Below are 14,317 nucleotides of genomic sequence, written 5' to 3'. Positions count from 1 at the left end.
CAAAGCTCTATCCAAACCTAGCGGTTGTTGATCACCGTCGCGATCACGCTCCAGACATGTTCGTCGACATACCCTGTCATCGGGCGTTTGATTTTCCGCTGCATCCGCCGGATTGCCTCTCGGACCTCCGGTGTGATCGTCGTGGCGGTATTGCTCTTGAGATAGCCAAGCCGGCGCAACCCTTCCAGAAGGTTGTACATGTCGCGGTCCGTTTTGATGATACTACGCTCAAGGGCCTGCGCATCACCGGGGGTCGGCTCTGGCCGGCGATTCTCAAGTGCTTTGATGCCTGCCTTGGCCTCGCGGGCAAAGCGACCGTTTGGATACTGACGCAGATAGTTGCGGTATCCGGAAATGGTGTTTTCCTGCTTGGCGGCAAGCCATACGCGTCGCTCGGCCTGCTGCCTGTCCTCGTTGCTCCCACGCAGTTCCGCGATCCGGTTGCGCGCCTCGGGCGCCATGCGGCTTTGGGGATAGCGTTGCAGGAAATCACGATAGGCTTCGATGGTGTCCTGACGGCGCGCGGCGCGCCATCTGGTTTCTTCCTGATCCGAGGTCAACTGCCGGATGCGGGACTTGGCCTCAGAGGCGTATCGACCTTGGGGGAAGCGATCAAGATAGGACCAGTACCCGTTCACCGTGTTCAGGTTTCTTGCCTCGTCCCACGCGGCCTCTTCCCGGCCAGAGGTCAGCTCTCGGATTCGTGCCCGCGCCTGTGTGGCGTAGCGGCCATTGGGATAGCGGTCGAGATAAGCACGATAGGCGTGCGGTGTATCCCTATTGCTGGCATCGCGCCATGCGGCTGCTTCCTGTCCTGCCGTCATTTCCCGAATACGCATCCGGGCATCCGACGCATAGCGCCCATTCGGAAAGCGATCCAGATAGGCGCGATAGGCGTTCACCGTGTTCTGACTTCCCGCTTCGCGCCACGCGACCTCGTCGCGACCAACCGTCAAATCGCGGATTCGCACACGCGCCTGATCGACGTACCGTCCGTCAGGGAACCGTTCGAGATAAGCACGGTAGGCGCGCACCGTATTCTGATCGCTGGCCTCGCGCCACGCCGCATCATCGCGCCTGCGGCCGTCGCGATCACCTTGCCCCAGCTGGTCCCGGGCATAAGACGCATAAACCCCGTTCGGGTATCGCTTGAGATAGGCGCGCATGCCGTCGCGGCTACCCCATTTTGCCCCCGTGGTTTCCCAATACCGCCGATCCTCGACCTCGCTATAGCGCTGCTCGGGCCGCTTGTCGCGAGCTGCAGCGCGCATCTGGCGAACCTGATCGCGGGTCAGGTAGCCGCTTGGCCAGTGGTCCATGGAGAACTGCCAATCCCAGATGGCGCGACGCGTCAGACGCCCGAAAGATCCGTCAACCGGACCCGGGTCATAGCCCAGCACCTTGAGATCAGATTGTATCTGTCGGCGATCGGAATAGCTGAGTCCCAATTCCGCCTCTTCGTCGCGCGCGCGAGCTTCGGGTGTGCGGTGCTGGGCCGCGCCAACCTGTGCATCCCAAAGCAGCGATGCCGCCGGCGCCCCCTGAATCGGCACAGAAGGTGTCAGAACCGAAGCCTGCGCACCCATTGAGATACTCAGGGCCAGCCCCGTGATAATCCATGTTGATGTGGTGCGCATGGCGCCCTCCTGCAGTTGCGTGTCTGGCTACAGGATGGAAGTCTAAGGGTTGATATTCAATAACAAAGGGGAGCAATCCGATATCGCTCCCCTTCGCCAGGTATCCATGTAAAGGATTGATAATCAGTCGTATTTACGCTGATCCTCAATCACGACCCCATCGTTGGGCAGGCTTCCAGGCGCAACGATTTCCACCGCCCCCTTGAGCTTGAGCGTTTCGGCCACCGATTTTCCATAAGCGCCTGCATCACCGCCGTCGGACTCGATGCGCACGGTCATGACATCCATTTCGCCTTCGCGGGTGGCAATGACGCGGGCCTTGGCCACTTCTTCGTGTTTGGCGACAAGCGCCGCAACCTGTTCCGGACGGACGAACATGCCCTTGATCTTGGCGGTCTGGTCGGCACGACCCATCCAGCCCTTGATACGCATGTTGGTCCGCCCGCAAGGGCTTTGCCCGGGGAGGACGGCTGAGAGGTCGCCGGTGGCAAAGCGAATAAGGGGGTAATCCGGGTTGAGCGACGTCACCACGACTTCACCGACTTCGCCCGGCGCAACCGGATTGCCGGTGCCCGGCGTGACGATTTCGACGATCACGCCTTCATCGATGATCATGCCTTCCATGGCCTCGGATTCGTAAGCAACCGAACCGAGATCGGCGGTGCCATAGCCCTGCAGGCAAGTCACGCCGCGATCAGCATATTCCTGGCGCAGCGACGGGAACAGGGCACCGCCACCAACGGTGGCCTTGGTGATGCGAAGCTTTTCGCCCATCTCGTCGGCCTTATCGAGGATGATCTTGAGATAGTCCGGCGTCCCGGCATAGGCGGTCGTGCCAATGTCGGCGGCCGCGCGCACCTGAAGTTCGGTCTGGCCGATGCCGGCAGGCAGAACCTTGGCGCCGACCGCGTGCGCACCGCTTTCAAACATGATCCCAGCCGGGGTCAGGTGGTAAGAGAAGCAGTTCTGAACAATGTCATCTGCTCCAATTCCGACCGCGTGCAACACACGGCCAAAGCGGAACCAGTCATTGCCATTGCTGCCCGGTTCATAGATCGGACCTGGCGATTGGAACACATGGGTGATGCCGGGGCGGGACAGGTCCGCATAGCCGCCCAGCGGCGCATGCGCCGCCTGTGCCTTGCCGATTTCGGATTTGCGCAATACCGGGAGTGTGGCCAGCGCGGCCATGTCGGTGATCGAGGCCGGATCGACATCGGCCAGCGCGCCGCCATAACCCGGCAGCGCCTTTGCATTGGAGATCTGCTGAGGCAGGGCCGCCGCTAGATCAGCCGCGCGCTGATCCTCGGAGCGGGTTTCCAGGGCATCAAAATACCGGCTCATGTGGCCATCCTTTTCCTGTGTTCTTGCCGCGACGTAATGCGGAATTGAAGAGGGCCGGGCACAGCGGCATAGCTGCACGCGGGAGAGAGTGTGTGACCCTTGGGTAATAGAGGAGTGCCCCTATGGCCGAAACGACCGGCATCCAGACGCAAGAGGCGACCAACGCCTTTGATCCGCGCATCATTTTTCACGAAGCGGAGCAATGTATGGAGGTCGATTTTTCCGGCTTTCACCTCGACACCAGCGCGACCGTGAACAGTGTCTACGACCGGATCGAGGAGAGGATCGCCCAGACCGGCGAGCCCAAGTGGTTCTTTCTGATCAACTATTCCGGCTGCAAGATCGACCAGCCGGCGTGGCTCGCCCATTCCCGCCGGGGTCGTGCGCTCAACATGGCGCATAGCCAGGGAACGGTGCGCTTTGAAGCCAGCGAGGCGACGCGCCGCCAGATCGAACGCAGCGCCAATACCGAGAGTTTTGACGCCAACCTGTTTGCCGATCGCGACTCGGCCATGGCGCGAATCGCCGAACTGCCGAGCCAGCGCCGCACCCGCCTGCGTCATGATCCGAACTATGTCGAACATGACTTTGCGCGGCGCCTGCGCTTTGACCATGACACGGTCATTATGGACGTCGATTTCTCTCACTTCATCTTTCACCACGCCCGCGATGTGGACGATTTTTACGATTTCATCGAAGACCGGATCAAAGAGACCGATCGCAAGTGGTTCTTCCTGGTCAACTACAACGACTGCCAGATCATGCCCGAGGCTTGGGTACGCTATGCCTATCGCGGCAAGCGACTGAACGTCGCCGCGTCACTGGGGTCGGTGCGGTATGCCGCAGGGTCGGAGACCGAGGCCGATATCCGGCTGCGCGCAGAGTCCCAAGGCTTCCGTCCCAACATCCGCAACACCCGAGAAGAGGCGTTGGAGCGGATCGAAGAGATGCGGGCGGAACTTCTCGCGCAGCACGGGTGATCGCCCTCAGCTGAGCCAGCGCTTGCGCCGGCGATAGGAGCGTACGTCGCGGAAGGACTTGCGCCCTTCGTCGGACATACCAAGGTAGAATTCCTTGACGTCCGGGTTCTCGCGCAGTTCGGCGGCAGGACCGTCCATCACCACACGCCCCGATTCCAGGATGTAGCCGTAATGCGCAAAGCGCAGGGCCACGTTGGTGTTCTGCTCGGCCAAGAGGAAGGTATAGCCCTGCTCTTCGTTGAGCGATTTCACGATGCCAAAGATCTGTTCCACGAGCTGCGGTGCAAGACCCATGCTCGGTTCGTCCAGAAGGATACATTCGGGACGGCTCATCAGCGCGCGGCCGATGGCCACCATCTGCTGTTCCCCACCCGAGGTATAGCCTGCCTGGCTTCTGCGGCGTTCTTTGAGACGCGGGAAATAGTTGTACACCATCTCCAGATCCTGAGCGACTTCGGCTTTGCTGGCGCGGGTATAGGCCCCGGTCAGCAGGTTTTCCTCGACGGTCAGGTGTTCAAAGCAGTGACGCCCTTCCATCACCTGGATCACGCCCTTTTTCACGAGAGCCGCGGGATCGAGATCCTGCACGCGTTCCCCGCGATAATTGATGCTGCCCTTGGTCACTTCGCCCCGCTCCGAATGCAGCAGGTTGGAAATGGCCTTGAGGGTGGTGGTCTTGCCTGCCCCGTTGCCCCCGAGAAGCGCGGTGATACCGCCCTTGGGAACACTCAGGCTGACCCCTTTGAGCACGAGGATCACGTGGTTGTAGATCACCTCGATGTTGTTGACCTCCAGAAGGGTCTCTTGGGTGCGACCAGCGTCAAGCATGTGCGTTGTCTTTCTTGTCGAATGTGGCGGTGTTCCGGCCGGTGGACCCGGCCGGAACAGGGTTAAAGAGGCTTAGTTGCAGCGCTCTTCGATGTTGTTTTCGGATGCGTAGGAACCCGAATCTTCTTCGATCAGCTTGCCGATCACTTCCAGGTCGGTCGGTTTGAAGTCCGAGATCAGCGACCAGGTTTTGCTCGATGCATCCCACTGGGTCACACCAACCAGACCGGGACCACCGTGGTTTTCACAGGTCACGGTGAAGGCAGGACCAAAGTTCGGCATGCCCAGAGCGGTCATTTTCTCTTCGGTGATTTCCAGAGCTTCCATACCGTCACGCATCATCGCCGGAGTGATGTCTGCGGTGCCGTGGATCGCCTGAGCGGTTTTCGCAGCTTCTGCGGCGAGCATCGCAGCGTACATACCACGGTTGTAGAGGACGTTACCGATCTGGTCGCCAGCGCCAGCAGCTTTGCCGGTGTCGACAACGTATTTCTGGATGTCGTCAAAGACCGGGAAGTCACGACCCACGTTGTGGAAGGTCAGCGCCTTGTAGCCATTGGCCTTGTCGCCAGCCGACAGAACGTCATGCTCTGCGCCCGACCACCAGATACCGATGAAGTTTTCCATCGGGAAACGGATGTTCGCGGCTTCCTGAATGGCAACCTGGTTCATCACGCCCCAGCCCCACATCAGAACGGTGTCAGGCTTTTCGCGACGGATCTGCAGCCACTGCGACTTCTGCTCCTGACCGGGGTGGTCAACGGGCAGCAGGCTCAGTTCGAAACCGTGCTTCTTCTGCAGCTCTTCGAGCGTGCGGATTGGTTCCTTGCCGTAGGCCGAGTTGTGGTAGACCAGCGCAATTTTGTGACCCTTCAGGTCGCCGCCGTTTTCGTCCAGCAGGTAGTTGATCGCACCGGATGCACCGTTCCAGTAGGTACCCGGATAGTTGAAGGTGTGACTGAAGACCTTGCCGTTCGCGGCAGAGGTACGGCCATAACCCATGGTGTGCATCGGGATGTTGTCAGCGGTGGTTTTGGGGATCAGCTGATAGGTGATACCGGTCGAGAGCGGCTGATACACCAGAGCGCCTTCGCCCTTGGTCGATTCATAGCATTCCACACCTTTTTCGGTGTTGTAGCCGGTTTCACATTCCAGCAGCTTGGTCGGAACGCCGCCGATACCACCGTCACGCTCGTTGAGCAGGGTAAAGTAGTCGGCATAGCCGTCGGCGAAGGGGATACCACCCGCGGCATAAGGGCCGGTGCGGTAGCTGAGCGACGGGAACACGAGATCTGCCATCGCCGGTGCTGCGGCCATCATGCCTGCAACTGCGGTTACGAGAACTTTTTTCATCGGGTATATTCCTCCCTTGGTTTTGTCCGATGTTTTGGCCGGGGGCTCCTCCCGCCCCCGGTATGGATTGGTCATGGCCCCGCCTTAGTGCGGGAAGGGCCACAGCCGGAGTTTCTGCTTGGTCACGCGCCAGAGCTGCGCAAGACCATGAGGTTCGAGGATCAGAAAGAGGATGATCAGACCACCCACGATCACGAGCTGCAGGTGCGCCACCATGTCGGTGGGCCAGCCCAGCCAGTCCACGCCAACAATCTTGAGAACGACCGGCAGCAGGACGAGGAAGGCCGCACCGGCAAAGGAACCGAAGATCGAGCCCAGGCCGCCGATGATGATCATGAAGAGCACGAGGAACGACTTGTTGATGCCGAACGCCTCGCCCACTTCCACAGCACCGAGGTAGACCGAGAAGAACAGCGCGCCCGAGATGCCTACGAAGAAGCCCGAGACCGCAAAGGCGCTGATTTTCGCTTTCAGCGGGTTCACCCCGATGATTTCGGCGGCGATGTCCATGTCGCGGATTGCCATCCACTTACGGCCGGCCATGCCACGGGTCAGGTTGCGCGCAATCAGGGCGCTGGCCACCAGGAAGACAAGGCAGAACAGGTAGGTTGCCCAGGCTTCGGTGTTGGGGCCGGTGATCTCGATGCCGAACACGGTACGTTCCGGTGCGTTGATCTGACCCGAAGCGGAGTAGTTGTAGAACCACGGCACCCGGTTGAAGAGCCACACGAGGAAGAACTGCGCCGCCAGCGTTGCAACTGCCAGGTAGAAGCCCTTGATCCTCAGGGATGGCAGGCCGAACAGCACGCAAACAAACGCGGTGATGCCCCCGGACAGGATGATGTGGAAGAAGATGTTCACTTCCGGCATTGAGGTCATCAGCTTGTAGCAGGCATAGGCGCCCACGGCCATGAAGCCCCCGGTCCCCAGTGAGACCTGACCACAATATCCGACAAGGATGTTCAACCCCAGCGCGGCAATCGCGTAGATCAGGAAGGGCAGCAGGATCGCGTTTGCCCAGTAGTCGTTGATCACGAAGGGGATCACCAGAAAGGCGACAACCAACGCGGTGTAATAGCCCATCCGGTCAAACTTGATCGGGAAGGTCTGGTTGTCTTTGGCGTAACTGGTCTTGAAGTCACCGGCCTCACGATACAGCATCAGGCGCTCCCCCCATTGAATTCATGTTCAAGATGTGACCGGTCCGCCCGGTTCGGTTTCTTTGCATAGCCGGTGCGCTCGGAATGGCGCACAAGCTGGAAGTAGGCCCAGATCCCGATGGCGGCGCCCAGCGCGGCCAGGATCGCGGCGGTGGTCATCTGGCCCGATGACCTCTCCGCCCCGAGGGCGAGGTAGCCGAAGGACCAGAAGCCGGACCAGGCCACCACATTGAGAATGGCGATCAGTTTCGTCATGATCCGTTACACCCTCTCGATGATCTTTTCGCCGAACAGCCCCTGCGGACGGAAGACGAGGAAGACCAGCGCCAGAACATAGGCGAACCAGTTCTCGGTCGCGCCGCCCACCAGCGGGCCAACCCAGAATTCGAACAGTTTCTCACCCACACCGATGATCAGGCCACCGACAATGGCGCCGGGGATCGAGGTGAAGCCGCCGAGCATCAATACCGGCAGGGCCTTGAGTGCGATCAGCGACAGCGAGAACTGCACACCCGACTTCGCGCCCCACATGATACCCGCGACCAGTGCCACGAAGCCCGCGACCGACCACACAAGTACCCAGATGAAGTTGAGCGAAATGCCAACCGACAGCGCGGCCTGGTGATCGTCCGCCACGGCGCGCATCGCACGACCATGCTTGGTATACTGGCTGAAGGCAACCAGCGCGATCACGAGCAGGATGGCCACCACGGTTGCGGTGATGTCGAGATTGTCGATGAAGAAACCGTAGCCAAACAGGTTGTAGGTGGCTTCGTCGATGGCAATATTGATGCCCTGCGGCAGACAGGCGCTTCCCGCGAGGCAGAAATCAAGCGTCTTGATTTCCGAACCCCACATCAGGTCGGCAAACCCTTCGAGGAAATAGGCCAGACCGATGGTTGCCATGAACAGGATGATCGGTTCCTGTCCGACCAGATGCCGGAACACGAAACGCTGGATACACCACGCCAGAAGGATCATCACACCGACGGTCAGCAACAGCGAGACAACCGAAGGGATATTCCATCCGAAATGCGTGACATGGGCGCCGAACATTGCGTTGATCAGGTGTGAAAACGGCACCTGACCGTTTTGGATGCCCACAAGGGTCATCGCCGCAAACAGCGCCATCACGCCCTGTGCAAAGTTGAAGATCCCGGAGGCCTTGTAGATCAGGACGAACCCCAGCGCGACGAGCGCATAGAGAACACCCGCCATGAGGCCGTTGAGGAAGACCTCCATCGCGAATACGAGTTGTTCAGGCATCGCTTGCGCCTCCGGTTTTCAGATTGAAATCAGTATGTTGATTAGTCATGTGCCACCCCCAGATAGGCGTCGATGACGTCCTGGTTGTTGCGCACTTCGTCCGGGGTGCCATCCCCGATCTTCTTGCCGTAATCCATCACGACGACACGATCCGAAAGGTCCATCACAACGCCCATGTCGTGTTCGATCAGGGCGATCGTGGTACCGAATTCGTCGTTCACGTCGAGGATGAAGCGGGACATGTCCTCTTTCTCTTCGACGTTCATCCCGGCCATCGGTTCGTCGAGAAGCAGGATCGACGGCTCCGCGGCCAGCGCGCGTGCCAGCTCGACCCGCTTTTTCAGACCGTACGGCAGACGCCCCACCGGCGTTTTGCGGATATGCTGGATTTCGAGGAAGTCGATGATTTTTTCGACCTGCTCGCGGTTGGCAACCTCTTCCTTCTCGGCCTTGCCCTTCCAGAGCGCTTGGCTGAACAGCCCCGACTGCATCTGGCGAATCCGGCCGGTCATCACGTTGTCGAGCACGGTCATGCCCTCGAACAGTGCGATGTTCTGGAAAGTCCGGGCGATGCCCTGCTGTGCGACCTGGTAGGGTTTCATCGGCGGGCGCTTTTTGCCCTTGTACCAGACCTCGCCTTCCTGCGGGACATAGAAACCGGAGATCACGTTCAGCATCGACGATTTCCCGGCGCCGTTGGGGCCGATGATCGCACGAATTTCACCCTCGCGGATGTCGAAGGAGATGTCGGTGATTGCTTTCACGCCACCAAAGCGCAGCGTGATGTTCTTCATTTCCATCACGGTCGGGCCAATGGTGCGGCCGTCGTCCGTGACGTAGCTTTCTGCTTGTGCGTTCATTATGCTGCTACCTTGCTGGCCACGGGAACAACCTTGGCGTCACGGAGCTCAAGGGTCGCGCTGATGCTGCCCTTGCGACCGTCTTCATAGGTCACTTCGGTTGTGGTCGAGATCGTGGTCGAACCGTCATAAAGCGCGTCGATCAGGTCCTTGAACTTGTCGGCCACGATCACGCGGCGCACCTTGCGGGTCCGGGTCATTTCGCCGTCATCCGCATCCAGTTCCTTGTGCAGGACGAGGAAGCGATGAACTTGGCACCCGGCCAGCATCGGATCTTCGGCCACGGACTTGTTCACCGCTTCGACGTGCTCCTGGATCGAGTCGAGCACCTTCGGGTGTCCGGCAAGTTCCTGATAGGACGCATAGGCGATGTTGTTGCGCTCGGCCCAGTTGCCCACCGCCGACAGGTCGATGTTGATGAAGGCCACGCAACGATCCTTGCCGTTACCGAACAGTACTGCTTCGAGGATGTCGGGATAGAACTTGAGTTTGTTCTCGACATATTTCGGCGCGAACATGCTGCCATCGGCCATTTTGCCAACGTCCTTGGCGCGGTCGATGATGCGCAGATGCCCCGATTTCTCTTCGAAGAAGCCAGCGTCGCCCGTGGCAACCCAGCCTTCGGCATCCTTGGTCGAAGCCGTCGATTCCGGGTTGTTGTAGTATTCGACGAACACACCCGGCGAGCGATAGAAAATCTCGCCGTTATCCGCGATCTTGATTTCCACGTCCGGTGCGGGAACGCCCACCGTGTCGGCCCGCACTTCGCCATCCGGCTGTACGGTGATGAAAACGGTGGCTTCGGTCTGGCCGTAAAGCTGTTTCAGGTTGATGCCCAGCGAACGGTAGAATTCGAAGATTTCCGGTCCGATCGCCTCACCCGCGGTATAGCCCACACGCACGCGGCCAAAGCCCAGCGTGTCCTTGAGCGGACCGTACACAAGAAAGTCCCCGATCTTGTACTTCAGGCGATCCATGAACCCGACAGGCTTGCCGTCGAGAATGTCGCCGCCCACCTTCTTGGCATGCGCCATGTAGTGATGGAACATCTTGCGCTTGAACTTGCCTGCGTCTTCCATGCGGATCATGACGCTGGTCAGCTGGGTTTCAAACACGCGCGGCGGGGCAAAATAATAGGTCGGCCCGATTTCGCGCAGGTCGGTCATCATCGTGTCCGCGCTTTCTGGGCAATTCACACAGAACCCGGTCCAGTAGGCCTGGCCGACCGAGAAGATGAAGTCCCCGACCCAAGCCATCGGCAGGTAGGCCAGAATCTCGTCACCCGCGTTCAGGTTGTCGAAATCCGAGCTGTTCTTGGCGCTTTCGATCACGTTGCGGTTCGACAGAACCACGCCCTTTGGTTTGCCCGTGGTGCCCGAGGTGTAGAGCATCACGCAGGTGCTGTCATAGTTCAGCTTCTCGCGGCGCGCCTTGAGATCGTCGATCCATTCGTAATAGGCCGCGCGGCCCTGTTCCTGAATGTCGACAAAACGGTGCAGCGCGTGGTGGTCGTATTTCCGCAGACCACGCTGATCGATATAGATCATGTGCTTGAACTGGTGCAGGTGCTCCTGAATGTCGATGACCTTGTCGACCTGCTCCTGATCTTCGACGATGGCGTACTGAGCACCGCAATGGCTCAGGATATACTCCATCTCTTCGGCGGCGCTGTCCTGATACACAGGAACCGGCACTGCGCCAACGGATTGGATCGCAACCATCGACCAATAGAAATACGGGCGGTTGCGCCCGATGATCGCGACGAAATCGCCTTCGCTCACACCAAGGTTGATCAACCCCAGCGCCAAAGCCTCGATTTCTTTTTCGGTGTCCGCCCAGGTCCAGCGCTGCCAAATGCCGAACTCTTTCTCCCGATACGCGTCCTTGTTCGCATAAAGGGTGGCGTTACGCTGCAAAAGCGCCGGAATGGACTCGAGCCCACCGGTCGCCTGTGACGACTGTGCCAATATATCTTCCTCCCTTGGTCCCGCCTCCACGGGTCGGAACCGCCAAAGCGATTCTCCACCTCCTAAGGTGCGGGTTTCAAACTGCGGGTCAACTTTTTCCTGAACATTTCTCAATCCTTACGAATTGTAACAGCAAACATTTCAGGCTTTGCGCGTCCCATTCCCGGTGCTAGCCCTAGGGAAAGGGAGACCAGAATGGAGCGGATATCCGGCAGCACCCAGGCGATGACCGTCGCCGGGCTGAACCTGATCAAACAGGCGTTGTCGATCTATGACAGCGATCTGAAGCTGGTGGTCTCAAACGAGCGGTTTCGCGAGATGTTTTCCATCCCGGATCACCTGACCCAACCCGGCGCGGATTTTGGGGAAACCATCCGCTTCCTGATCGACCATGGTGAATACGGACATGTCCCCACCGACGAGCAGGACGCTTTTGTCGCGGAACGGGTCGAACGGGCGCTTGATTTCGAACCGCACTATTTCGAACGGCAACGCGCTGACGGGCGCTGGATCAGTGTCGAAGGGTCCCCCCTGCCTGAAGGCGGGTGGGTGGCGGTTTATACGGACATCACCTCGGCCAAACGCCAAGAGGGCCTGTTGCGGGCACGGTCCGAAGAGCTTTCGGACCAGCTTTTGCAGTATGCGGAGGAATTGTCCGCCACCAACCGCGAACTCGAAGCCACGGTAAGCGCCCTTGAAGAGGTGCGGCGCCAGCTGACCGCGTCCGAAGCCCGGATGCGTCTTACGGCCGAAATGATGCCGGCCCACATCGCCCATGTCGGGCCAGACCGGCTTTACACCTATTCCAACCGGCGGCTTTCTTCGGTGATCCCCGGACGGCCAAGCAATATCGTGGGTATGCATATCAGCGAGGCCCTCGGTGAGAGCGCCTTTCGCGCCATTCGCCCGCATCTTGATGCAGCGTTCAAGGGCAAGCCGTCGGTGTTCGAATTCAACGAACACCCGAGCACCCGGCGCATCCGAACGGCATTTACCCCGGATGGCAACGGGCCGGAAAACCGTGGCGTCTACATCCTGTCGATGGACATCACCGAGGAAACCCAGACCCGCGTCGCCCTGCAACAGACCCGCCGCCGCGAGATTGCAGCACAGATGACCAGCGGGCTGGCGCATGATTTCTCCAACCTGCTGACCATCATTCTTGGCACCCAAAGCAAGTTGCAGAAAATGGAACTGCCCGGTGATGCACAGGCGTTGATCGACGCAACCCTGGGCGCGGCGCGGCGCGGGGGGGCCTTGCTCAACCGTCTGGCCGACGTGACCGGGCACCGCGCCCCGAAATTGGCCCCGACCGACATGAGCGCGTTCCTGTCGGATGTCGAAACACTGGCCACGCCCACGGTCGAAGGCAAGGCGCGGCTGACCATCGAAAACAGCATTCCCGAAGATCCACTGATGCTGGATCCGGCGATGCTGCAGGACACGCTGGTCAATCTGCTGCTCAATGCGCGTGATGCCTGTGGGGCGGGCGGCAGTATCCTTTTGATTGCCGAACTGGTGCAGGAAACCTGGGTTCAGTTCACCGTGCGCGACACAGGGCCGGGGTTCTCGGACGAGGCCCTGACACGCGCCCTGGACCCGTTTTTCACTACCAAGGGATCGGAAGGTTCCGGGCTTGGACTGGCCATGGTCTATGACATGACCAAGCTGGCTGGCGGGGATGTGCGCATCGCCAACATGGAGGGCGGCGGCGGACAGGTCACGGTGCGTCTTCCCCTGCGCCGGGCCCCCAAGGACGTCAAGCCGGGGCTTGCCCTTTTGGTCGAAGACAATCCGGACCTGCGGACTATGATCCGCGACATGCTGACTACGATGAAACACACCGTCATCGAGGCCGCCAGCGTCGATGAGGCGCGCACGCTTCTCATGGAACTGCCCGAAATCAGGCTGGTTCTGTCCGACATCATGCTCGAAGGTGACCTGACGGGCGTCGACCTGATCCGCGAGCTGTCCGCCGGCAAGGTGCCTTCGTTCCTGATGACATCCTTGCCCCAATCCCATCCGCTGTATATCGAAGGCGCCGCACGCGCGCCGGTGCTGCCCAAACCGTTTACGGCCGAGCAGCTCGATCAATTCCTGCACCCAAGGTGAATGCCATGACTGCCCCGCTTGTCACCATTCTGGACGACGAACCCGAAATCCGCTCGATCCTTGCAGACGCGCTCGAAGACGCCGGGTTTCGCACCATGGGATTTTCCCGCGCAACCGAGTTCGAAGCCACGCTCAAATCCACAACGCCTGACGTCTGTCTTGTCGACCTCGGGTTGCCGGACAAGGACGGGCTGACGCTGGTGCATCGGCTGGCGCTTGAGCTGGGCTCTGCGGTGATCATCATTTCAGGGCGCGCGCAGGTCCAGGACAGGGTTACGGGACTCGAGCTGGGCGCAGATGACTATATCATCAAACCCTTTGACCCGGCCGAGGTGGTGGCCCGCGTGCGCGCACGCCTGCGCAAGGACAGACCCGCCGCGCCCACGTCTAGCAACACGGCGCGGTTCAATGGTTGGACAGCCTATTTCGACCGCTACGTGCTGGAAGATGAAGAGGGCACCGAAACAACCTTCAGCCATGCCGAGGGCGAAGTGCTGCGCCTGTTTCTCGAAAGTCCCAAGCGGCTCATCAGCCGCGCGCATATGCAGGAAACGCTTGGCGGCGCGGCAGGCGAAAGCTTTGACCGGGCCATGGACGTGCGCATTTCGCGCCTGCGTACCAAGCTGCGGGAAGACCCCAAAAACCCCCGGCTGATCAAGACCATCTATGGCGCCGGGTATATTTTCCTTGGCGACGTGCGCTGGGGATAACCCCCAACCCCAGTTGTAGACACCTGATCCGTGGAGGCAAAACTACCATTTGCAACCCCGGTTGACTGGTCTTGAGCGCGGATCGCGCCGATCTCTCTCC

General features: G+C 59.9%; 12 protein-coding genes. 3 read left to right on the top strand and 9 right to left on the bottom strand.

The features are described from left to right. Positions 1 to 17: 17 nt before the first annotated feature. Together ACS3QZ_RS15595 and ACS3QZ_RS15590 are read right to left on the bottom strand one after the other, a co-directional pair. The gene (locus tag ACS3QZ_RS15595; RefSeq protein WP_456038670.1) at positions 18 to 1,637 is read right to left on the bottom strand and encodes a peptidoglycan-binding protein; all 1,620 of its coding nucleotides are present in this window, start codon (positions 1,635 to 1,637) and stop codon (positions 18 to 20) included. A 123-nt stretch (positions 1,638 to 1,760) separates the two neighbouring features. Then, a complete protein-coding gene (locus ACS3QZ_RS15590) occupies positions 1,761 to 2,981 on the bottom strand; it encodes a phenylacetate--CoA ligase family protein (RefSeq protein ID WP_456038669.1) in 1,221 nt (406 codons plus the stop codon). Positions 2,982 to 3,103: 122 nt separating this feature from the next. Between ACS3QZ_RS15590 and ACS3QZ_RS15585 the strand changes: the two genes are divergently transcribed. Then, positions 3,104 to 3,961 carry a hypothetical protein gene (locus tag ACS3QZ_RS15585; RefSeq protein ID WP_456038668.1) on the top strand — a complete coding sequence of 286 codons (858 nt, stop codon included), beginning with the start codon at positions 3,104 to 3,106 and terminating at the stop codon, positions 3,959 to 3,961. Between the two features lie 6 nt (positions 3,962 to 3,967). Here the strand turns inward: ACS3QZ_RS15585 and ACS3QZ_RS15580 are convergent, their stop codons facing one another. From ACS3QZ_RS15580 to ACS3QZ_RS15550, 7 genes are all read right to left on the bottom strand, one after another. Next, positions 3,968 to 4,789 (bottom strand): ABC transporter ATP-binding protein, encoded by an 822-nt coding sequence (locus ACS3QZ_RS15580; RefSeq protein WP_456038667.1) that lies wholly within the window; start codon positions 4,787 to 4,789, stop codon positions 3,968 to 3,970. A 72-nt stretch (positions 4,790 to 4,861) separates the two neighbouring features. Further along, the gene (locus tag ACS3QZ_RS15575) at positions 4,862 to 6,142 is read right to left on the bottom strand and encodes an ABC transporter substrate-binding protein (protein WP_456038666.1); all 1,281 of its coding nucleotides are present in this window, start codon (positions 6,140 to 6,142) and stop codon (positions 4,862 to 4,864) included. Positions 6,143 to 6,226: 84 nt separating this feature from the next. Next, a complete protein-coding gene (locus ACS3QZ_RS15570; protein ID WP_456038665.1) occupies positions 6,227 to 7,303 on the bottom strand; it encodes a branched-chain amino acid ABC transporter permease in 1,077 nt (358 codons plus the stop codon). Continuing rightward, positions 7,303 to 7,557, bottom strand: coding sequence for a hypothetical protein (locus ACS3QZ_RS15565; RefSeq protein WP_456038664.1), 255 nt, complete (start codon positions 7,555 to 7,557; stop codon positions 7,303 to 7,305). Before ACS3QZ_RS15565 ends, ACS3QZ_RS15570 begins: the two co-directional genes overlap by 1 nt. 6 nt (positions 7,558 to 7,563) lie before the next feature. Next, positions 7,564 to 8,568: a branched-chain amino acid ABC transporter permease gene (locus tag ACS3QZ_RS15560; RefSeq protein ID WP_456038663.1), complete on the bottom strand. Its 1,005-nt coding sequence runs from the start codon at positions 8,566 to 8,568 to the stop codon at positions 7,564 to 7,566. A gap of 41 nt (positions 8,569 to 8,609) precedes the next feature. Further along, positions 8,610 to 9,428: an ABC transporter ATP-binding protein gene (locus ACS3QZ_RS15555; RefSeq protein WP_093095930.1), complete on the bottom strand. Its 819-nt coding sequence runs from the start codon at positions 9,426 to 9,428 to the stop codon at positions 8,610 to 8,612. Then, entirely contained in the window at positions 9,428 to 11,395 is a 1,968-nt protein-coding gene (locus ACS3QZ_RS15550; RefSeq protein ID WP_456038662.1) for an AMP-binding protein, read from the bottom strand. The genes ACS3QZ_RS15555 and ACS3QZ_RS15550 overlap by 1 nt, the downstream gene beginning before the upstream one ends. A gap of 195 nt (positions 11,396 to 11,590) precedes the next feature. On the opposite strand from ACS3QZ_RS15550, the gene ACS3QZ_RS15545 reads away from it, so the two are divergent. Continuing rightward, complete coding sequence (locus tag ACS3QZ_RS15545) at positions 11,591 to 13,507, top strand: PAS-domain containing protein (RefSeq protein ID WP_456038661.1); 1,917 nt, start codon at positions 11,591 to 11,593, stop codon at positions 13,505 to 13,507. Positions 13,508 to 13,512: 5 nt separating this feature from the next. Then, complete coding sequence (locus ACS3QZ_RS15540; RefSeq protein ID WP_093095937.1) at positions 13,513 to 14,217, top strand: response regulator transcription factor; 705 nt, start codon at positions 13,513 to 13,515, stop codon at positions 14,215 to 14,217. Positions 14,218 to 14,317: the final 100 nt, after the last annotated feature.

This window comes from Shimia sp. W99 (assembly GCF_053851455.3).
Note: the sequence above shows the minus strand (reverse complement) of the source record. Positions and strands in the feature narration are given on the sequence as shown.

What these genes read in the sequence shown, in the direction of transcription:
- ACS3QZ_RS15595 (WP_456038670.1), bottom strand. Translation starts at nt 1,637, where the DNA reads ATGCGCACCACATCAACATGGATTATCACGGGGCTGGCCCTGAGTATC.
- ACS3QZ_RS15590 (WP_456038669.1), bottom strand. Translation starts at nt 2,981, where the DNA reads ATGAGCCGGTATTTTGATGCCCTGGAAACCCGCTCCGAGGATCAGCGC.
- ACS3QZ_RS15585 (WP_456038668.1), top strand. Translation starts at nt 3,104, where the DNA reads ATGGCCGAAACGACCGGCATCCAGACGCAAGAGGCGACCAACGCCTTT.
- ACS3QZ_RS15580 (WP_456038667.1), bottom strand. Translation starts at nt 4,789, where the DNA reads ATGCTTGACGCTGGTCGCACCCAAGAGACCCTTCTGGAGGTCAACAAC.
- ACS3QZ_RS15575 (WP_456038666.1), bottom strand. Translation starts at nt 6,142, where the DNA reads ATGAAAAAAGTTCTCGTAACCGCAGTTGCAGGCATGATGGCCGCAGCA.
- ACS3QZ_RS15570 (WP_456038665.1), bottom strand. Translation starts at nt 7,303, where the DNA reads ATGCTGTATCGTGAGGCCGGTGACTTCAAGACCAGTTACGCCAAAGAC.
- ACS3QZ_RS15565 (WP_456038664.1), bottom strand. Translation starts at nt 7,557, where the DNA reads ATGACGAAACTGATCGCCATTCTCAATGTGGTGGCCTGGTCCGGCTTC.
- ACS3QZ_RS15560 (WP_456038663.1), bottom strand. Translation starts at nt 8,568, where the DNA reads ATGCCTGAACAACTCGTATTCGCGATGGAGGTCTTCCTCAACGGCCTC.
- ACS3QZ_RS15555 (WP_093095930.1), bottom strand. Translation starts at nt 9,428, where the DNA reads ATGAACGCACAAGCAGAAAGCTACGTCACGGACGACGGCCGCACCATT.
- ACS3QZ_RS15545 (WP_456038661.1), top strand. Translation starts at nt 11,591, where the DNA reads ATGGAGCGGATATCCGGCAGCACCCAGGCGATGACCGTCGCCGGGCTG.
- ACS3QZ_RS15540 (WP_093095937.1), top strand. Translation starts at nt 13,513, where the DNA reads ATGACTGCCCCGCTTGTCACCATTCTGGACGACGAACCCGAAATCCGC.